The sequence below is a fragment of the Desulfitobacterium sp. genome (genome assembly GCF_034927245.1).
Taxonomy (GTDB): Bacteria; Bacillota; Desulfitobacteriia; order Desulfitobacteriales; family Desulfitobacteriaceae; genus Desulfitobacterium_A.
In genome coordinates this window covers 1-20,516 of sequence record NZ_JAYFQK010000060.1, presented here as the reverse complement: position 1 = coordinate 20,516, position 20,516 = coordinate 1, and the positions used below count along the sequence as shown (strand labels likewise).

Annotated in this window: 20 protein-coding genes; all 20 read right to left on the bottom strand. The window is 44.8% G+C overall.

All coding sequences use genetic code 11. The features are described 5' to 3' along the window. Nucleotides 1-35 precede the first annotated feature (35 nt). Nucleotides 36-1,706: a formate--tetrahydrofolate ligase gene (locus tag VB077_RS14640; protein WP_323415997.1), complete on the bottom strand. Its 1,671-nt coding sequence runs from the start codon at nt 1,704-1,706 to the stop codon at nt 36-38. A gap of 105 nt (nt 1,707-1,811) precedes the next feature. Beyond that, nucleotides 1,812-2,498, bottom strand: a complete 687-nt coding sequence (locus VB077_RS14635) for a DUF881 domain-containing protein (RefSeq protein WP_323415996.1) — start codon at nt 2,496-2,498, stop codon at nt 1,812-1,814. 2 nt (nt 2,499-2,500) lie between these two features. Then, nucleotides 2,501-3,211, bottom strand: a complete 711-nt coding sequence (locus VB077_RS14630; protein ID WP_323415995.1) for a DUF881 domain-containing protein — start codon at nt 3,209-3,211, stop codon at nt 2,501-2,503. 94 nt (nt 3,212-3,305) lie between these two features. Then, nucleotides 3,306-3,755: a nucleoside-diphosphate kinase gene (gene ndk, locus VB077_RS14625; RefSeq protein WP_323415994.1), complete on the bottom strand. Its 450-nt coding sequence runs from the start codon at nt 3,753-3,755 to the stop codon at nt 3,306-3,308. A 12-nt stretch (nt 3,756-3,767) separates the two neighbouring features. After that, nucleotides 3,768-5,597, bottom strand: a complete 1,830-nt coding sequence (gene ftsH, locus VB077_RS14620) for an ATP-dependent zinc metalloprotease FtsH (RefSeq protein WP_323415993.1) — start codon at nt 5,595-5,597, stop codon at nt 3,768-3,770. 106 nt (nt 5,598-5,703) lie between these two features. Then, the gene (gene tilS / locus VB077_RS14615) at nt 5,704-7,158 is read right to left on the bottom strand and encodes a tRNA lysidine(34) synthetase TilS (RefSeq protein ID WP_416337070.1); all 1,455 of its coding nucleotides are present in this window, start codon (nt 7,156-7,158) and stop codon (nt 5,704-5,706) included. 45 nt (nt 7,159-7,203) lie between these two features. After that, on the bottom strand, nt 7,204-9,306 hold the full coding sequence (locus VB077_RS14610) for a SpoIIE family protein phosphatase (protein ID WP_323415991.1): 2,103 nt from the start codon (nt 9,304-9,306) through the stop codon (nt 7,204-7,206). 233 nt (nt 9,307-9,539) lie between these two features. After that, nucleotides 9,540-9,923 carry a S1 RNA-binding domain-containing protein gene (locus VB077_RS14605; protein WP_323415990.1) on the bottom strand — a complete coding sequence of 128 codons (384 nt, stop codon included), beginning with the start codon at nt 9,921-9,923 and terminating at the stop codon, nt 9,540-9,542. A 102-nt stretch (nt 9,924-10,025) separates the two neighbouring features. Then, the gene (locus VB077_RS14600) at nt 10,026-10,352 is read right to left on the bottom strand and encodes a septum formation initiator family protein (RefSeq protein ID WP_323415989.1); all 327 of its coding nucleotides are present in this window, start codon (nt 10,350-10,352) and stop codon (nt 10,026-10,028) included. Next, nucleotides 10,327-10,569: a sigma-70 region 4 domain-containing protein gene (locus VB077_RS14595; RefSeq protein ID WP_323415988.1), complete on the bottom strand. Its 243-nt coding sequence runs from the start codon at nt 10,567-10,569 to the stop codon at nt 10,327-10,329. Before VB077_RS14595 ends, VB077_RS14600 begins: the two co-directional genes overlap by 26 nt. A 169-nt stretch (nt 10,570-10,738) precedes the next feature. Beyond that, nucleotides 10,739-11,254, bottom strand: coding sequence for a spore cortex biosynthesis protein YabQ (gene yabQ, locus VB077_RS14590; RefSeq protein WP_323416011.1), 516 nt, complete (start codon nt 11,252-11,254; stop codon nt 10,739-10,741). A gap of 15 nt (nt 11,255-11,269) precedes the next feature. After that, nucleotides 11,270-11,545: a sporulation protein YabP gene (gene yabP / locus VB077_RS14585; protein ID WP_323415987.1), complete on the bottom strand. Its 276-nt coding sequence runs from the start codon at nt 11,543-11,545 to the stop codon at nt 11,270-11,272. Nucleotides 11,546-11,643: 98 nt separating this feature from the next. Beyond that, nucleotides 11,644-11,913: an RNA-binding S4 domain-containing protein gene (locus tag VB077_RS14580; RefSeq protein WP_323415986.1), complete on the bottom strand. Its 270-nt coding sequence runs from the start codon at nt 11,911-11,913 to the stop codon at nt 11,644-11,646. A 120-nt stretch (nt 11,914-12,033) separates the two neighbouring features. After that, nucleotides 12,034-12,309 carry an HU family DNA-binding protein gene (locus VB077_RS14575; RefSeq protein WP_323415985.1) on the bottom strand — a complete coding sequence of 92 codons (276 nt, stop codon included), beginning with the start codon at nt 12,307-12,309 and terminating at the stop codon, nt 12,034-12,036. A 69-nt stretch (nt 12,310-12,378) separates the two neighbouring features. Further along, nucleotides 12,379-13,848: a nucleoside triphosphate pyrophosphohydrolase gene (mazG, locus tag VB077_RS14570; protein ID WP_323415984.1), complete on the bottom strand. Its 1,470-nt coding sequence runs from the start codon at nt 13,846-13,848 to the stop codon at nt 12,379-12,381. 101 nt (nt 13,849-13,949) lie between these two features. Continuing rightward, complete coding sequence (spoVT, locus tag VB077_RS14565; protein WP_323415983.1) at nt 13,950-14,498, bottom strand: stage V sporulation protein T; 549 nt, start codon at nt 14,496-14,498, stop codon at nt 13,950-13,952. A gap of 335 nt (nt 14,499-14,833) precedes the next feature. After that, entirely contained in the window at nt 14,834-15,835 is a 1,002-nt protein-coding gene (locus VB077_RS14560) for a peptidylprolyl isomerase (protein ID WP_323415982.1), read from the bottom strand. A 23-nt stretch (nt 15,836-15,858) separates the two neighbouring features. Beyond that, nucleotides 15,859-19,416, bottom strand: a complete 3,558-nt coding sequence (gene mfd / locus VB077_RS14555; RefSeq protein WP_323416010.1) for a transcription-repair coupling factor — start codon at nt 19,414-19,416, stop codon at nt 15,859-15,861. A gap of 160 nt (nt 19,417-19,576) precedes the next feature. Beyond that, the gene (locus VB077_RS14550) at nt 19,577-19,753 is read right to left on the bottom strand and encodes a hypothetical protein (protein WP_323415981.1); all 177 of its coding nucleotides are present in this window, start codon (nt 19,751-19,753) and stop codon (nt 19,577-19,579) included. Nucleotides 19,754-19,816: 63 nt separating this feature from the next. Continuing rightward, complete coding sequence (gene pth, locus VB077_RS14545; protein WP_323415980.1) at nt 19,817-20,374, bottom strand: aminoacyl-tRNA hydrolase; 558 nt, start codon at nt 20,372-20,374, stop codon at nt 19,817-19,819. Nucleotides 20,375-20,516: the final 142 nt, after the last annotated feature.

Below are 20,516 nucleotides of genomic sequence, written 5' to 3'. Positions count from 1 at the left end.
AATCCTCCGAGGCCTATCACCCTATTTTATATTTCTTAGAACAGACCGGTAATCTTACCTTCTTTATCTATATCCATTCTCAAGGCAGCCGGACGTTTGGGCAAACCCGGCATTGTCATAATTGCTCCGGTAATCGCGACTAAGAAGCCCGCACCGGCAGAGAGCCTTACTTCGCGTACTGTGATCTTAAATCCGGTCGGGCGACCCAGAACACTCGGATCATCAGTCAGTGAATATTGGGTTTTAGCCATACATATAGGTAAGTTAGCATAACCTAATTCCGTATATTTCTTAATTTCCTTTTGAGCTTCCTTCGTAAAGTTAACTCCATCCGCACCATAAATTTCTTTCGCTATTATTTCGATTTTGTTTTCAATCGGCTGATCCAGTTCATAAAGTACTTTGAAATGCGATTCTTTATGATCCGCAATATCAATAACTTTGTTAGCTAAATCAATTCCGCCTTCGCCACCCTTAGTAAATACTTCGGAGAGAGCAAACTCTGCGCCCAGTTCACGGCAACGCTCCGCCACGAATTCCAGTTCCGCATCTGTATCCGTTGGGAAGCGGTTAATCGCCACGATCGCCGGAACGCCGAATTTCCCCATATTTTCGATATGTTTTTCGAGATTGACAATTCCCTTGGCCAAAGCCTCAAGATTTTCCGCACCCAGATCCTCTTTAGCGACCCCGCCGTTCATCTTGAGTGCCCTGACTGTGGCGACAATTACTGTAGCCGCAGGTTTCAGACCGGCAAAGCGGGATTTTAAATCATAAAATTTCTCCGCCCCTAAATCAGCACCGAAACCTGCTTCTGTGATAACATAGTCCGCAAGTTTCAAGGCCATTTTGGTGGCGACAATGCTATTGCAGCCATGAGCGATATTCGCGAACGGTCCGCCATGGATGAATACCGGCGTATTCTCTAACGTTTGGACTAGGTTCGGCTTAATGGCATCCTTCATAAGCAAAGCCATTGCCCCTTCAGCTTCCAAATCATGAGCTGTAACCGGTTGGCCATCGTAAGTATAAGCAACCACAATTTTCCCAAACCGCTCTTTCAAATCCATTAAATCTTTCGATAAGCAAAGGACAGCCATAATTTCAGAGGCAACGGTAATATCAAAGCCGCTTTCACGGGGAACTCCCTCTGTGCGTCCGCCCAGTCCAATCACAACTTTGCGAAGGGCACGGTCATTCATATCCATGACCCGCCGGAAAACAATCTGACGCGGGTCAATATTGAGAAGATTGCCTTGTTGAATATGGTTATCTAATAACGCCGCCAATAAATTGTGAGTTGAAGTAATCGCGTGGAAATCACCTGTAAAATGAAGATTGATATCTTCCATCGGTACAACTTGGGCATATCCGCCGCCTGCTGCACCGCCCTTAATTCCAAAACAAGGTCCTAAGGAGGGTTCGCGTAAGGCGATCATCGATTTCTTACCTAGCTTAGCCATAGCCTGACCTAAACCTACGGTTGTTGTCGTCTTTCCTTCTCCGGCCGGAGTTGGGTTGATTGCCGTGACAAGGATCAATTTACCCTCGGGTTTATCTTTTAATCGATCAAATGCACTCAAATTGATTTTTGCCTTGTACTTACCATACAGTTCAATTTCATCTTCCATTAAGTCAAGTTGGCTTGCTACTTCCATGATCGGCTTCATCGTCGCTTCTTGGGCAATTTCGATATCGCTTTTCATTCTCCCACTCCCCTTTATTAAAATATAAGGCAATTATTACATTCGAGAATAAGAAGAATTTCCCTGCCGGAAAATGAATTTATTTGAATATTTCAAATAAATTTCTCAACTTCCGTTCCCGATATTATAAACTCCTTTATACGAAGGTATAACCACATTTTTGCGGGCAATGCTTACCGAAATACCGGCTTGTTTAAGGCCGATTGCTTCAAGTTTACTAAAATAATCAACAAGTTGATCTTGATTGCCAATGGCTAAAATCTCATAGGGCATTCCTTCCGTCCGAGTAATGGGGACCTGGTTGATCAGCTTTGTGCTTCCACTCATCACAATTGCCGTAGGGGCGACGATCCGCTGCCCATTTATACTCACTGCCTCGGCGCCGGCGAAGTGTAAAATGTTGGCAATTGCCATTAGATCATCCGTTGTTAACGGAAAAACCGTTTTATGCTCTTGCTGCCGATCATCAATCGTGATGACAATGCCCGGGCCCTGCACAGCTACCGTTCCATCCATCATTCGATATTGGTCCAGCAAAGACAGCAGGGCTGGACTGGTTCCCCCCTGATTGCGGGCTTCATCCAGTTGAGCTGTTAAATTTTTATGCTCTTCCTGAAGCTGAGCAGTTTCGGTTTGGGCATTGATCAGAAGATTATTGGCAAAAGCAACACGTTGGGATTGAATTTGGTCCAATGCCTCGACATCTTTTTGCGTCTGAGTTGATAATGAAATTAAAACCCCTAAGGCAACCGCAACAAAAGTCACCGAAATCGTCAAAACCTTTTTTTTCATAATTAACCCCCCTTAACCGGTTCAGCGTATTTAAACTTTTTAAGCTGTCCGGCAGGTATTGTTAATGTTTCATCAGGGGCTTCAAGCGTACGCGTAATTCCGTACTGTTGTTGATACTCCCCAAGTCGATCCCAAAAATAGAATTTCAGTGCGGATTGAAGATTATGCTGGTCGCCAACCGCTTCGATAATATACGGTGCCATTTGCAGTGTTCCATTGATCTGAATATAAGACCCGCTGCAAAAAACTTCAGTGGCGCTCGTAATGCGTTGACCGTTTACCGAAATAGCTTCTGCTCCACCGTTCCAAAGCCAGTTGACGATCTGGCGGATGTATTCCTCATGGATCAAGTAATAATTCGGATCATCACTTTCGTTGGTATAGGTCTTGGCATCGTCAAGCGTAATCCTAATTCCTAAGCCCTTAACCTCGGTTAGGCCTGCGCTGACCTTTGCCTTTTGAAGCTGTTGAAAAGTCAATGAGTTAGCATTTTCACCCATCTGATATTGCTTTAATTCCTGTTTTAGCTTTTCATTATCATTAACAAGCTGCTGGTTTTCTTGTTCTACCTGAATGAGACTCGGTACTACAGTATCCGATCTTGTGGATAGGCTGCCTTGAGTACCGGTTGTCTTAATAAGGATAACGAATAAAGCACCGATAATACACGCTGCCATAGCTATCAGAAGTTTGCCCTTTTTGGGCAATGTCATAATGATTTCCTCCTTTAAGCAATCCATATTAACCCAAAAATATCTTAATAACGAAGAGGACACCGCATGCGGTATCCTCCCCTTATACACTGCTTTATTCGCTAAGCCATTCTTCTCCGGCTTTGTTGTACTCCAGTATTTCCTCCGGTCGGAAATAAAGGGCAATTTCCCGCTCGGCGCTGGCCACTGAATCAGAGCCATGGATAACATTCCGGCTGATATCCATTCCATAAGCGCCCCGGATCGTCCCCGGATTAGCGCTGGCCGGATTCGTTGACCCCATCATTTCCCGGGCAATCGCGACGACATTTTTTCCTTCCCAAACCATAGCTACAACAGGAGAGGACATTATAAAATTAACAGTCGGTTCGAAAAAGCCTTTACCTTTATGCTCCTCATAATGCCGTTCTGCTAAGGAACGATCCACTTTGATGAGTTTCATACCTACGAGTTTGCATCCCTTATCTTCGAACCGAGTGATGATTTTACCCACCAACCCCCTTTGAACGGCGTCAGGCTTAAGCATAAGAAAAGTTTTTTCCACACTGTTTCCTCCTTAGTCAACCGATATATTTTCTTTGGGTTCATCAAACTGAGCCATCAGCTCAGCAAATTCTTTCGCTTCAAGGGTTTCCTTTTTCATCAAGGCTTGAGCAATGACCTCAAGCTTCGGCATATTCTCCTGAAGCAGGTTCTCTGCCTTTTGATAGCATTCCTCAATAATCCGGCGGGCTTCTTTATCAATGGCATAAGCTACCGCCTCACTGTAATTGCGATCGCGGCCGATATCTCTGCCGAGGAAAACCTGACCTTCTTTTTGTCCAAATGTCAGAGGTCCGATTTCCTCAGACATTCCTAACTCGGTAATCATTTTACGAACTAAACCGGTAGCCCGTTCCAAATCATTGGAGGCACCCGTACTGATTTCATGCAAAACTAGGGCTTCGGACACCCGTCCTCCTAAGAGCATGGTAATTTGATCGAGCAACTGTGATTTGGTCATATAATTACGATCTTCTTTAGGTAAAAGCAACGTATATCCGCCGGCGCGTCCGCGGGGAATAATCGAGACTTTATGGACAGGATCTGTATGAGGCAGCAAGTAACCGACGAGGGCATGCCCGCCTTCGTGATAAGATACCAATTTCTTTTCAAAGTCACTGATCACACGGCTTTTCTTTTCCGGACCGGCAATAACCCGCTCAATAGAGTCTTCCAGGGCTTGTTGTTTGATCTCTTTTTCATTCCGCCGCGCCGAAAGCAAAGCCGCTTCATTAACTAAGTTAGCCAGATCCGCTCCGGTAAAACCGGGAGTCCGGCGCGCTAATACGCTTAGGTTAACCTCTTGATTCAGCGGTTTACCTTTAATATGAACTTTAAGGATTTCTTCGCGTCCTTTAACATCAGGCACATCGACCGAGACTTGGCGATCAAAACGTCCGGGACGCAAAAGAGCCGGGTCCAGGATATCCGGGCGGTTCGTAGCTGCGATAATGATAATTCCATCATTACCGTTAAAACCGTCCATTTCAACGAGAAGTTGATTTAACGTTTGTTCCCGCTCATCATGTCCGCCGCCTAAACCGGCACCCCGTTGACGTCCAACGGCATCGATCTCATCAATAAAAACAATACAAGGAGCATTTTTCTTCGCCTGCTCAAACAAATCACGAACCCGTGAAGCCCCTACCCCGACAAACATTTCCACAAAATCAGAACCGCTGATACTGAAAAACGGGACTCCGGCTTCCCCGGCAACCGCCCGTGCCAGCAAGGTTTTACCGGTTCCCGGAGGTCCGAAAAGGAGAACCCCTTTCGGGATCTTTGCTCCCAACTCATTGAACTTTTTCGGGAATTTCAAAAATTCGACGACTTCTTGTAATTCTTCTTTTACTTCATCAGCCCCGGCTACATCTTCAAAAGTAACCTTCTTTTTATCATCAGTGACCAGGCGTGCTCGGCTCTTGCCGAATTGCATAACTCGGTTGCCGCCGCCCTGAGACTGCTGAAACATAAAGAAAAATAAACCGACGATAAGAAGAATAGGCAATATAGTTGTGAATAAACTTGTCCACCATGGTGCCCCAACCGGTTTTCCCAGAGTATAAGGGACATCGTGCTCGAGCATATTCGCGACAAGAACATTATCGCCTGACGGGCCGATAACCGTATGTTTTTTACCATCTTTCATATTTACGGTATAAGTCGTGATACTGCTGTCCGTAACCCCGCTGACATCCTGAACCTGATCTGCAACCACGGCCTTACTAAAAGTCGTATAATCAATTTCCGAAGTTTCACTGACCGGGGGATTAGCCCATTTAATCAACATTATAGCCAGTAGAATAATAAAGAAATAGATTGCTGCATTCTTAAAAAACTTCAACCTCAAGGTCCTCCCCTCTAATGGATGGAAAAACCGCCTCTTTTTCGAAGCAATATTACATATTGTACCACGAGTACGTCGCTTTTACAACGAATCTGCGGGCACGTTATAAACCTGCATTTTCTTCGCTTTCGCGCTTGATAATGACCCTTATTTTTGGTTGTATTCCCGCTCGGCAGCAATCACTTTGCTTGACCCCCGGAATCCACAGAATTCTAGGGCCTGCGGCCAAAAGAGGGATTTTTGCACGCTCTTGTGCGTCTATTTTTGCTTCTTGGAAAATCTTCTTGAGTGACTTATGTCCCACACCCTTAACCCAAAGCATATCCCCCGGTCTTCGAGAACGAAAAACAAGGTCTTCTTTTAGTCTTGACAATTCTTCGCGATCAAAGTCAGCCCAACCGAGAATATCTTCATTTTTCGTTAATCCGGGATCAAGACTTTCCGCTTCAAAAAGGCCCGCCCAAATATTAAAACCGGCTAATTTGCTCCATATGCCCATCGTAAGCGGTGTCCCGCCGGACTCGTTTTTATTTTCCCGGTTAAGCCGCAAATCTTGCAAATCTTGATTATGCCTGATCTCTAAGCTCGCCTTGCCTAAAAACCAAATTCCGTCATAACGCATATGTACTGAAAAATGAGGCAGGTCTTGCTGCCAACCGATTTGTCCCCCCGACTCCAAAATCTGAAGGACATAGTTAAAACCGAGACCGCGCGGCTCGTGGGTAACCTGAGCAGCGGCCCGACGAATCAGACGCGACAGTATCGCCTGAGGTTCATTAAACATCTTCCGACTTAATTGAACCTGGTCGCCTTCACAGAATAAACAATAGCTCTCCCAGGCCTTATCTGTCTGTTGTTCCAGATATTCCTCATCCCAGCGCAGGACCTCCGCGGTTCGCCCAATTGCCTCCAATATTTTAGGATTATAGCTTTTCTCTAACTCAGGCAATAGCTCTAAACGAATCCGATTACGGACATATAGGGGTTGGAAATTCGTATAGTCCACAGCATAGGGAATATGTTCCTTTTGACAGTAACTCAGAATATCCTCCTTCTTAATCGCTAAAAACGGACGAATAATCCTGCCCTTACGGGGGTAAATCCCCGCTAATCCGGTTGTTCCGCTTCCCCGAAGCAGCCGATAAAGAACCGTCTCCGCTTGATCTCCCAGATGATGAGCTGTCGCCAGCAGATCACAATGGTACTCCAACATATCTTCGTTCCATCGGGCATAGCGCCACTGCCGAGCGGCGGTTTCGAAAGACTGCCCTGTCGCTTGGGCGTACGCTTGGGCATTGAAACGATGAACCACACAGGGGATATCCCAACGCTTCGCAATTTCCTGCACCATTTCCGCTTCCGCATCAGACTCACGGCGAAGCCCATGATGGACATGGGTTAAAACTAAGGAAATCTGCTGTTCACTGACCTCGTGAACATATCTCCATAATACATGACTTAAGGCCATTGAATCCGGTCCGCCGGAAACGGCAATAAGAACCCGTGATTGCGGAGGAATAAGGAGGGGCAAAACAGATTGCCTCATTTTTTCATATATCATTTTCTTCTCTCCCCAAATGCCCTTTTCCTCCTTAGTCTACCATTAATCAACCCATTTTTTTCGGATAACTAAAACCACACCATCATCAAACATTTCATTTGAGCTTAAGCGCCTTGCCTCATCGACAATTTGCTGAGCCAACTCCTGCGAAGAAGATGCTTCCTGGGTTTCTAAATAGAGCTTGAGCCAATCTGTTCCGTCCTTATATAAGTCATGAATCCCATCCGTCACTAAAATCAGGATCTCTTCAGGCAATAGTTCATCTTCCACTACAGGAATATCGATATGGTTCAAGATTCCTGCCGGCAAACTTGAAGTTTGAAGCACTCGCACCCCTTTTTTGCCGATAATATAGGAAGGACATGCCCCGACTTTTACAAGACGCAATCCGTTGTTTTCAAGATTAAGAATGGCCATATCAATGGTTACAAAACTTTCTTCCGGCGAGCGCAGAACCAAAATCGAATTTAAGGCCTGAATAGCTCCCTCCGGTTCAAATCCCGTATTCAGAAGTTGTTCCAGAAGGCTTAAGGCCGTAGCACTCAATTTCGCCGCACTGTCCCCGACTCCCATACCATCACTGACCATCACCGCATGTTCGGTCGGCGCAAAAGCTAACGAGGCATAGTTATCCCCGCTCATAACATTTCCGCTTCTGGTAAAAGAGGCGACTCCCAAATCCAAAAATTCCCGGCGGCGGCGAACCACACCGGAGTACTTGACCTGTTCAAGATTATGCCTTGTATTGAGTTCTTTCGCAAGATGTCCCATGACTTGTGAAACACTTTGGAATTGACGGGATAAGGCATCTTGGTTTGCAGCTAAACGAGCTTTCCAACCCTCTAAACTTTTTTCGTGTTCCAAAATAAATTGAACTCCTATCACCATTTCCTTCAAACGACCGCAGTGGCGCTTCCACTCAATCGGTAATTCCTTAGGATTGAGTTCCTCCGAGCGCTCAACTTCTTCAAACAGATTAAACAAAAAATGATAGGTTTTATAGAATTCACGGGTCCAGCACGTTTCAATCGTCGGACATGTTTTACATACGCGTTCCACCAAAACATTCATGAGTTCGGGGATATCCGGTTTCGAGTGATGTATTTCCGCCTCTGCAGCCTGTGTGCTGTAGGCAATCTGCTCAAAGATCTCGGAAACCGTTTTAACTTTGGTCACCGTACTTTCGACTTCCGGCATCGGTTTTGATTTTAGAAAGCTTGTTTTCGGCGGGGCGCTCGGGAAGATCAGAAACAACAGCAGACCGACTGCCGAGGAAATAAGCTGCGGAAAAACTGCCTCTGGCCGTAAGGAAACCGTTAACATAAGAATTATGCCGGTAAAGCCTATCCCGATCCCCAGTTTCCCCAGCTTTTGAAATACCCCGCTTCCAAAACCGGCGAGCCCGTAAATACCGGCTTCCATTAAATATTGGGCATTAAGCTCTAAGTGAGGCATAAAGCCCAGCATTACACCTACTCCGGCTGCAGGGCCCGCTCCAAACCGTTCGGCAACAAAAAGAATAAAGAAGGTCAAAACGGCAACGACGAAATTAATATTCCCAATTTGAACCCCTTGCAGTCCACTCAGTGCCCCTACCAGAAGGACTAACCAAGCCGTTGCCTGCTCACGGGAAAACTCTCCCCGCCAAAGCGCCTCCTGATTACGAAAAGCGAACCAAAAGACAACCGCCAAGGCCCCGGCCAAAAGGCTCAAAAGCAGACTCTTCATTCCCATCTCCAGATTCGGCTGTGATAAGCTCATGAGTGATACGATTAAAATCGAAACCCCGCCGCAAACAAGTGCGGTCATAATCCCTAAATAAGCGCCCTCTCTCTTTTTGCCGCGCAAAACGGGAACCACTAAAATTAATAGGGTCAGAATAAGAAGGGTCTGTAAGGTTCCGATCAAATCGCTGAAAATTAGGGATAGTGTTCCTAACGCAACCCCGATCAAACCTAAAGTTCGCCCTTTTTGCCCACTCAGCAAAAGAGCTGCCCCAAAAGCAATTCCAAAAGGATAGACCTCTAAAATATTTCCTCTCGCCACAAGGCAGCCCAGTAAAGTCTGCCAAACCATTTGACCACCCCAAGCAAGCTTGTCCTTACGCAAACCGTGGTTGGTTTTTAATGAAGCCCATTCCGCCATATTGTCCACCTCTTACCATTTTATGTAAACATTATAGCGAATTTCCTTGGAGAAGCTTGTCTAGAGAGGTCATCTCTGATTAACATCTTTCGACCGAATCCCCCAAATGCCTGAGGATAACCTAGGTTTCTCGGAAAGCGGTAATAATAACCCGACTTTCACTGAAATCTTTTCCGACGAAATTAAAAAACGCCGGGCATCATTCCCGGCGTTTCTAACATATCATAATTTTTTTAGTACCGACCCGAACCCCGTCCGCCTCGCTTAGATTCTGTTGCGCGACGATAATCCAATTGACGCTCATCACTATCCTTGATGAATTTGGCCAATTTATCTTCAAAAGATACGGTTGGTTGACGTCGTTCACGATTTACTCGTGGACTCGGATTGGCTTGTTTAATCGATAACCCAATCTTACCCTTCTCATCTACATGGATCACTTTAACTTTTACATGATCCTGTTCCTTAAGATAATCCCTAACATCTTTTACATAAGCATCTGCTACTTCCGAGATATGCACGAGTCCTGTAACCTTGTCCGGCAACTCGATAAAAGCCCCAAAATTGGTTATGCCCGTTACTACTCCTTCAACAATGCTTCCAACCGCAATGGCCATACGAAGCAAACTCCTCCTTGTGATAGTCTCGATACTATAACATTATTATATCTGCGTCATGAGAGAACTGTCAAGACAACAAGCCGAGTGTTGGTTATAAATTTACTGTTTTTTGGGGGAAATCATAATTTCTCCCTTCCGAACTAAACCTAATTGCTCCCGCGCTAACTGTTCGACATAGCTTGGTGTATTCAGTTTAACGATTTCCGATTCTAAATCAGACTTCTCAGCCAGAAGTCCTTCTTTTTCAACCTCGAGTTGAGCTATTTTCCCATTAACCTGATGCTGAAGCTGATAAAGCTGCCATCCCGAAGTTGTAAAAACCGTCGCCACAAACGCAACCAGTATAAAAGTGCCAAGCCGAAATTTCGGTTTCCTCTTTTTCGCTGGAACAGGCCGGGATTTATTCACCTTCTGGATCTTCTTCATCGAAGTCATTCCCTCCCAGACCGATTTCTGATTCCGGTATAATACAAACAATTTCGTACCCTTTTCCCTTGGCACGGGCCAATAAGGTGGCAACAGAACTAGAACTAAGGTGCAGTCTTTTGGCAATTTGATCGCTCGAGAGCCCCTTTTCTTTTAAAACAACCGCTTGTCGCTCTCGGAAACTCAATTTTTCCAGACCGCGGATTTCAAAATGCACTTGACTCACCCTAATCTATAGAATATCCACAATGATCTCAAAAGTTATGCACATTTTGTGGGTAACCTGTGGACAACTTATGGACAAACTAGGGACAAAGGGACTACAAACTGTGGACAACTCCTATTATACAGATTCATAAATAAGGAATCAATCCTTTATGGTAATTTTAGCCTTTAGTCCTAGGAGGGCTGGGGGGAAGAAGTCTATTCCATAAATCGGCTAACCATGCGCTTGTTCGTTTAAGCGGCTGATCGAACACCGCTTCAAGGATACGATAAAGCAGAAAGCTTAACCAACGTAAGATCGCATAAGGCGGACGCATCAATATAATGATACCTTTAACAGGGATCATTAAACCCTCTCTTAACAGCTTAAGCAGGTAGGAAATTAAACGGAATAAATGGAAAAAAGCTTTAATAAAGCCTTTACTCAAAAACCGCAGGTAGAGAAAAAGCCCCAAAATACTTCCCCATAAAATATAAATTCGGAATTCTAAAGCATTTGCGCGTTGGAAGAAAAGGAAAAGGATCACTAAAGCCATGAAAGAAAAAACAAGATCACCAACCCAGGTGCTTATCCGGCCCCATCTTAAATAACGCCGAAGGGAACGGTAAAAATCAAAAGCAATACCCACAATAATCCCGGCCATTGCGACCCAAAAAAAAGCCTGAAATTCTGATATTTTACTCTCCCCCTCTTAGCGGAAAACTCGGCCCCATAAATTTCCGCGTGATCCGCCCGCTTGGTGAGGATATACTAATCCCACAATAAGCCCCTCAATTTCTACCAATCCTTCTTTAAGATCGAGGTGTTTTACTCCCAGCTTCTCTCCTTTGATGTTCAGCACACCCTGAATCGTTTCCAGGACAATCTCCTTAGGGTCAAATGACTGAACCTTAATGACTCCCGTCAAAGAAAGAATCTCGCGGTTATTCATGGTTAACCGGTGAACTTTATCCGCATTTTTATCCACCTTGTCAGCCCCCTCATATCGTTTCCTCTTACAACGTTATTCTGAAAGACCGCCCTTTAGAATATAAAAAAGTTCAGCTTATGCTGAACTTTTTAATTCTAGAATTCTTCTCTTGCTCGTTTTTCATCCCGGATGACTTCATACAAAAGATGTGCTTCATTCGCCTTAACACTGTTGGGTGTCGAAATGACAAGAACCTCTAAGATATGATTGCCGATTTCAATGGTTATTTTATCCCCGGGTTTAACATCTGCCGAAGGCTTCGCCGTTCTCCCGTTTAATTGAATTTTTTCACCTTCACAAATATCCTTCGCCACCGTACGTCTTTTGATCAAGCGAGAGACTTTTAAATATTTATCAATGCGCATATCCTTACCTCAATTATACTATCAACCGATAAAAGCTTATACCTTCCGATACGTAAAATGAAAATCAGGTTCCAATGAACCTGATTCGCATTTTTATTCACCACGGATACTTAAAGTAGATTACTGCTGAACCGCGTCTTTAAGAGCTTTACCGGCCTTAAAGCTGGGAACTTTAGAAGCTGGAATAACAATGCTTTCTTTCGTTTGAGGGTTCCGTCCTGTTCTCTCAGCACGATTTTTAACTTCAAAGGTTCCGAAACCAACCAGTTGAACCTTATCTTCTTTTGCGAGTGCTTCTTCAATTGCATTAAGTACTGCATTAACTGCTTTTTCAGAATCCTTTTTAGACATATCCGTTTTTTCAGCTACCATAGCTATGAGATCAGCTTTATTCAAAACGATTCCCTCCTAAATTTGTATTATGTATTCCGCGTAATATTTCGCGATAAATAGCTAAACTCCTGCTTAATTTCCCGGTGTTCCTCGAAACTTTCCACTTTTTTCATGAATTTTTGCCTTTTCCCAATAAAAATCCATCTCTTCAAGTGTCATATTTCCTAATTTTCCACCAGTTTCCAGTGACAATTGGGCCATTTTCTCGAATCGGTTTTGAAACTTATGAACCGCTTTTCGCAAGGAATCTTCGGGTTCAAGTTTAAGGAAGCGGGCTAAATTAACAAGCGCGAACAAAATATCTCCGAATTCCTCCTCAATACCCTCACCGGAATTCATCGCCTCTTGAAGCTCTCGGAGCTCTTCCTGAACCTTGGCTATCGGCCCTTCTATATCAGGCCAATCGAAGCCCACCTTGGCAACAGCTTTCTGAGTCTTTGCCGCGAGCATTAGGGCAGGTAAAGCTTGAGGGAAGTGGAACCATCCCTCTGATCGCTGCTCCCCTTTTTCTTGTTTCTTAATTGCATCCCAATTCCGCAGAACCTCTTCCGAATTATCAACCCGGATATCGCCGAAAACATGGGGATGGCGGCGAATCAATTTTTGGATAATCCCTCTTAAAACGTCCTCAAACTCAAACTCACCTTCTTCATGAGCAACTTGAGCATGAAATATCACCTGTAACAATAAGTCTCCCAATTCTTCCGTTAAATTATACATATCCTTCTGCTCAATCGCTTCCAAAACCTCATAACTTTCTTCGATTAAGCAAGGTTTGAGCGTTTCATGAGTTTGCTCACGATCCCACGGACATCCTTCCGGAGCCCGGAGCGTTTTCATGATTTCTTGGAGCTTAGTCATCGAAATAACATCCTTATTGGGCGGAACGAGGACCGTTGTCAAATGATCAAATTCAAAATGATCGAGTTCATAGAGCAAAACATTCCGAACGACCTGTTCCGGTGTTCCCAAACCTTGAACTATGATGACCAAAGCTTCATCAGGATATACCTCCATGAGGTCTAATTTGACATCAGAAGCGATTAAAGCGCTATAGACTTGAGGAATAATCAACCACTCTTTCCCCGTTAATCCGGAACTCTTGAGGGCATCATAGTTACGAATTAGCAATCCTTGAATAGGATCTATCGGGATTGTTGTAAAGATCGAATCGAGAAAGCTGACCGCAGGATGAAGGATAACATTGAATTTGGGCATAAGCTTGTCCACAATTAACCGGACACTGCGTTCAGCCACCGCCGGATGACCCGGTACGGCATAAAGGACCTTTTCATGATTCAAAAGTTCCCTTTCCAAGCGGCTGACAATCTTCTCATAAACTTCTTCAAAGGATTTTCCCTGTTCATAGTATTCGTCAAAAGATTCCAGTTTAGCCCCTTCACTGAGCAAATCCTGAACAGACGGATGACTGTAAGTCCGTACAAAAACTTTATCCGCAGAGAGGATTAAACGATAAGTACCCAGAGTCATGCTTTCGATACCGGCCGGACCCAAGCCCAAAATATGCAATGTATTTTTCACGAAGTCACCCCCGGCTGATATTCTATCATATCTATGATGAAAAATCCTAAAAATAAAGATGTAAAGCGGCATTCCGGTGCTTTACATCTTTTATTCAGCTCCTATTGTTCCATCTGTTTGGCAAGGAATCCCGCGGCCGTTTCAACGAGTTTAAGCTCTAACTCTCCCATCTTAACATTAGGATCCTTAGACATAAGAATAACCGCGCCAATCGGATCTCCTTCCGCAATAATCGGAGCAACAACCTGAGTCGTAGACTGGATCTGTTCGTCTTCATCTTCCATCCCTTTTGCGGCCTCACCGGCTTTAAAGTGAATCGTCTTGCGTTCATTCATCGCCTGTTCAAGAAGCGGCCAAACCGGTTTGTTTAAGTACTCTTTTTTGGAAGCGCCTGAAACTGCGATAATGGTATCACGGTCTGCAATACAGGCAATATGTCCGGTGGCTTCATAAAGGGAATCCGAATACTCTTTAGCAAAATCTCCAAGCTCGCCGATAGGGGAATACTTTTTGAGAATCACTTCCCCTTCGCGATCCACAAAAATCTCGAGTGGATCTCCCTCTCTTATTCGAAGTGTCCGACGAATTTCCTTTGGAATTACAACACGACCAAGATCATCAATTCTTCTTACAATACCTGTTGCTTTCATGGACGCTCTTCCCTCCTTCATGTCGTTTGCGAACCCATCTGTTCACTACGGCCGTTACGGACACGGTAAACTCGGCTTTTACCGTTATGGTTGCAATAAACCGTTTAATCGTTTTGCACGGCTAACTTCATTGATAGTATATATCTGCTGAATCTCTATTATTCATTTTTTTCCATAACTAAAGAAAATAGGTGTCGCTTACACATCTGCCCTTAAAGAAAACCGCCGGTTGCACTTCGAGTTTAGCTGCAGAAATACCTATACTTTCCGTTAGTACAAAAAAGAAGGTGCTGATCCAATTATCATCAACACCTTCTTTAAAAATCTGTAATCTCTTATTTACTTCCGGTACTTCCGGCCGCTGAAGAATTACCCCCTAATTCTTCGGGATTATAACCGCTCGCATATTCAATAGTGGCATTTTTGTTTAATTCATTAAAATAGGTTTCGAATTTTAAACTCTTCGCATTATTTAAAGCATCAGTCGTGACTTTGTCCTTCACCTTTGTAAAGTCTGCCTTTACAGCCTGTTTATGATCCTCGACATAAATCACATGATACCCATAAGTCGTCTTAACCGGTGTCGTTGAGATCGTTCCTACCTTTTGCGCAAAAGCAGCTTTCTCAAATTCCGGCAGCATTGCACCGGCCTTAAAATATCCCAGTTCTCCGCCTGACTGCGCTGCTCCCGGTTCAGTTGACTTTTCCTTTGCTAACTGCGGAAAGTCTGCACTCAAATTAGTGCTCTTTTGGAGTTGGGCAATAATGGCCTTCGCTTCATCTTCGGTCTGAACCAAAATATGACTGGCTTTAACCTGTTCCCCCTGGCCTCCATACTGTTCCTGATGGCTGTCAAAATACTGTTTAATTTCATCATTGGAAACCGTAGTGACATCCTTGGTTACATAATCGGATAATGCTAAGTAGCTTTTCACTTCATCAGCAGTCATAGCCTGCTGCTTCAACCAAGCTTCATATTCTGCTTCGTCCTTAAACTGTTTCTTAATATTATCTTCGGCCGTTTTTACCTCCGGAGCCTCAAGATCAAGACCCTGTTTTTTAGCATCTTGGCGGACTAAGACGGAACCGACCATACTATTAAGAATCTCAGACTGAAGCTTTTTCAACATTGTTTTACCTTGATCAGAGTCAAAGCTCATCCCTTGTTCCTCATAAGCCTTTTGAACATCGGAAGTCCGGGTATTAAAATCAGCTAGAGAGATCGTCTCGCCATTAACTTTGGCTACCCACTTTTCACCGCCGATAGAAGAACATCCCGTTAAAACCAACGCTGCAACTAAGACTCCGGCCATTAAACTTGTCCGGAACTTTCTCATAATTACACACCCCTTCCAATCCATCAACTGCCATTATAACAGGGTGCTACCCCCGAAGCAATACCATTAAGTACCAGTAAAACACGTTGTATGGCTTCAAGCATTTCTCCTTGTCCCATAGAACGCAAACGAACTTTAATCTCTAAATTTCCCTCTCCTGTTGTGCCAAAAGAGACGGGGTACGGAGACTCAGTGACAACCGTCATCAATTTCTCACCCGTTAGGCCGGGATCTGTTGCAAATCTTAAAATGACATGCTGCTTATCCTGTTGAACTTGTTCGATTTTTAATGCTGCAGCGGTCCATTTTATGCGGATAATCTTTAGCAAATTCTCAACCTCGCGGGGCGGAGTGCCAAAGCGATCGATCAACTCATCCACCATATCGCTGAGCCCCTCTTCCTCAGAGATCATGACCAAGCGCTGATATAGCGAGGCTTTAACTTGGCGATCTGCAATATAATCATCGGGTAAAAAGGCATCCACTTGAAGCTCAATGCTCGGCTCAATTTTCTCCTCGACCTTTTCTCCTTTGATCTCTTGGACCGCTTCTTTCAGCATTTGACTATAAAGTTCAAAACCAACCGCTGCCAAATGACCGTGTTGTTGAGCTCCGATCAGATTTCCCGCACCACGTATTTCTAAATCCCGCATGGCAATTTTTAACCCCGAGCCAAACTCGGTAAATTCCCGAATAGCCGCTAAACGTTTCTCGGCCACTTCTGTAAGAACCTTTTGCGGTTTATAGAGGAAATAGGCAAAAGCTTTTCGGTTTGATCGGCCCACCCGTCCCCGCAGCTGATAAAGTTGACCTAACCCTAATCGGTCTGACTCATCAATGATTAAGGTATTGACATTAGGCATATCTAAACCGGTTTCAATAATTGTCGTGCAAACAAGAACATCATTCTCATGCTCCAGAAAAGAAATCATTTCCTTTTCCAGCGCCGTTTCACTCATCTGTCCATGGGCTATTCCATAGCGAGCCTCCGGTACGAGTTGGCTGAGGAAATTAACCACCTGCTCCATATTTTCAACGCGATTATGCACAAAAAATACCTGACCGCCCCGTTGAATTTCCCGCCGGATTGCATCACGAACAAGATCCGGCCGAAATTCCGCCACATACGTTTGAACGGGATAACGATCTTCCGGGGGAGTCTCAATGACGCTCATATCCCGAACCCCGACAAGAGACATATGCAAGGTTCGCGGAATAGGGGTCGCCGAAAGGGTAAGGACGTCAACATTCGATTTCAATGTTTTAATTTTTTCCTTATGAGATACTCCGAAACGCTGCTCTTCATCAATAATCAAAAGTCCCAGATCTTTAAATTTAATTGAATCGGAGACAATACGATGCGTCCCCACCACGATATCAATGTTTCCTTCTTTTAAGCCTTTGCTGATCACCTTTTGTTCCTTAGGTGAACGAAAACGGCTGAGCATTTCAATCGTTACGGGATAGCCCATAAACCGTTCCCGAAACGTATTATAATGCTGCTGAGCAAGAATTGTGGTCGGAACCAATACGGCAACCTGTTTGCTGTCCATTACCGCTTTAAACGCCGCCCGCAGCGCAACCTCTGTCTTGCCATAGCCGACATCTCCGCAAAGCAAACGTTCCATGGGTCTTTTACGCATCATATCTTGCTTGACTTCTTTAATGCATTGCAGTTGGTCGGGCGTCTCCTCGTAGGGGAATTTTTCTTCAAACTCCTGCTGCCATACATTATCGGGGGAAAAAGGAAATCCCTGAACAGCCTCCCGTTCGGCATAGAGCTTAACCAGATCAAAGGCCATCTCTTTAATGGCATTTTTCGCTTTGTTTTTGACCTTTTTCCACTCGCTTCCGCCCAGTTTATAGAGCTTCGGCAGTTTCTCTGTATCACTGCCTAAATACTTTTGGAGTAAATTCAGCTGATCCAGCGGAACATACAAACGATCTTGGCCGGCATATTTAACGCTGAAATAATCCTTATCCACTCCACCCACCGATAATCTTTCAATCCCCATGAATTGACCGATACCATGATGGACATGAACGACATAATCTCCCGCTTTAAGATCTGAGAACTGGAGCCGGGCGGCTTTTGTTTCTTTCACTGCCGGCCGTTTAGCCGGTGTTTTCCTCTCCCTTTTATAGATTTCGGCTTCACTCAGGACCACAAGCTTACTGAGCGGCAATTCAAAGCCTTGGTCTAAAGAATGAGGGTAAACATAGACTCCGCCCGGTTGGACAGAATCCTCTAACTGCTTAAGCTGAGCCTCTGATCCACGATCACTTAACCCTTGAATGAGACGCTCGGCATGTTCCCTATCCCCGGCAAACAAAGAAACGGCATAGCCCATCTTCTGCCAGTTCTCGATTTCCTCAGCGAGGACTCCCGTCTTACCCATGAATCCTGTTAACGTGCGTGCCGTGAGGTTAAAAATCCGACGCGGCGAGATGGAAGGAATTTGACGGGGAAGCGTCGATAAAAGAACAAAGGGGCGGCCTGTTCCATATTCAACGAGTTCCGCATAGGTTAGGAACTGACTTTCGGGACTTATAAATTCTTCCCCTTTTTCCAAGGCCTGTGTATATTCTTCCAAACGTTCTTTCAGTTGAAATTCTAATTGTTCCTTGAGACGCAAGGGATCGTCCAAAATAAGATAACTTTCCTGCGGCAAGAGTGAAAAGAATGAGTTCAGAGCGTTTTCCAGCAAACCGAGATAAGGATAAACATTCTCATCCAAAATACCTTGACTCAACCGTTCTTCCAGACGCTGGGCCTTCTCCAAAACCCGCTCCGCTGCATCAGAGCGATCACTCCGCTTAAGACGTCCTGATACTTTACGCGCCTGGGCCCGTATCTCCCAGCGCAGCTTTTCCATTTCCTCAGGACGAACGACATATTCGAGAACGGGAGGAACTAAAACCGACTTTAAAGAACGGGTTGACTTCTGGGTGTCGAGATCAAAGATACGGATTGAATCAACTTCATCATCAAAAAACTCAATTCTCAAAGGCTCTCCATCTAAAGGGTAGATATCGAGAATTCCGCCCCGCAGCGCAAACTGTCCCTTGCCCTCGACTAAATCGAGCCGATTATAACCCGCCGTAACGAGTTTGCTGATCACATCCGCCAGGACGTAAGTTTCCCCTTGTTTAAATTCTAATGTGAATTCCTTCCAACGCTCTTCCGAAAACAAGCGGCGATCAACGGCAAGAATAGGGGCCACCACAATTTGTTGTTTATTCTGGGCAATCCGATTTAAAACCTTAATCCGCTCCGCCGTGGTCTCCCTGCTTCGGCCCAGGACCTCGAAGGGCAGCCACTCCGTTACCGGAAAATAGAGGACAGATTCCTCCGGTAACCAGGTCTTCAAATCATTTACCCATTTTTGAGCTTCTTCCTCCGAATACGTCAAAATAAGGCCCGGTTTTCCGCTTAAGAGTTCAGCCGCAAAGGCGAATTTTTGATTTCCTGATAAATTGTAGACCATCTGCGGCCATTCTTTCCGGACAATAGAGGCTTGAACTTGATCAATATCCAGTCCTTGCCGGAGAAAGTGATAAATTGTACCCAACCCGTCCATCCTTTCAAAGCTCATTTACCCACACAAATTACCCACGCAAAAAAACTGAACGTCCACGTGCGGACCCCCATTTTTCCTCTATAGCGTAATTTTTGGCATAATAAATTTATAGAGGTATATGGCTATACCCCTGCTCAAATATATTTCGAATATATTAGGTTTAATGGAATCGCTGCTCACTTTTCATTTCTAATTGGCCCAGGCAATCAGGGCATAAAGCATAAGCAACATTACCCACAACGTTTATTATAGAATCCGGCTGTTCTCCGGTCAAGTCCTCCACTTCAAGTTCACCGAGAATACGGTCACAGGCTTGACAGACTTTGAGCACAAACAATTAAGGACACCTCCCCTTTGTAGCTTAACCTGCACTCTAGGAGGTTATACCTTATGCTCGGTTCTAGCGATTGTATGTATTCATCGCTTTATTGCTCTCTCCCTGAACCCATAGATCCATTACCTTCTGTCCGCGATCCAGCACCTCTTCGAGCGTCGGGAGTTCCTCTTTGTTGAAACTGCCCAACACATAATCAGCGGGGTCCCATCCCGCGGGCGGTCTGCCGATTCCAATTCTTAGACGCCAGAACTCTTCTGTTCCGATTTCGGCAATCGTCGATTTAATCCCATTATGGCCGCCGGCACTTCCCGATTGCCGAAGACGAATCCTGCCCAAAGGTAAATCCATATCATCATGAACCACCAGAATATCCTGTGAAGGGATTTTATAGAACTGGGCAATTTCGCGGATAGAGCGTCCGCTGAGGTTCATAAACGTTTGCGGTTTAAGCAGAAAAACCTTTTCTCCAAAGCGCTGCGTCTCAGATATTAAGCCTTGGAATTTAGGCCGAAAATCCAGTTTCAGCTCTTCAGCCCAAGTATCCAGGAGCAAAAATCCTACATTATGCCGAGTCTCCGCATATTGGCCGCCCGGGTTTCCTAACCCTGCAATAAGTTTCATCTATATAGCCATTCCTTTCGCTTCGCTCAAGGCACAAAACAGCATGAAATATGTTGCCTTCGAGCTAATTTCTTACTATTCTACAGCCATAGGGATAACAGTTAACTACAAATCACGAGGAGGTGAGTGGGCTGCTCCAACC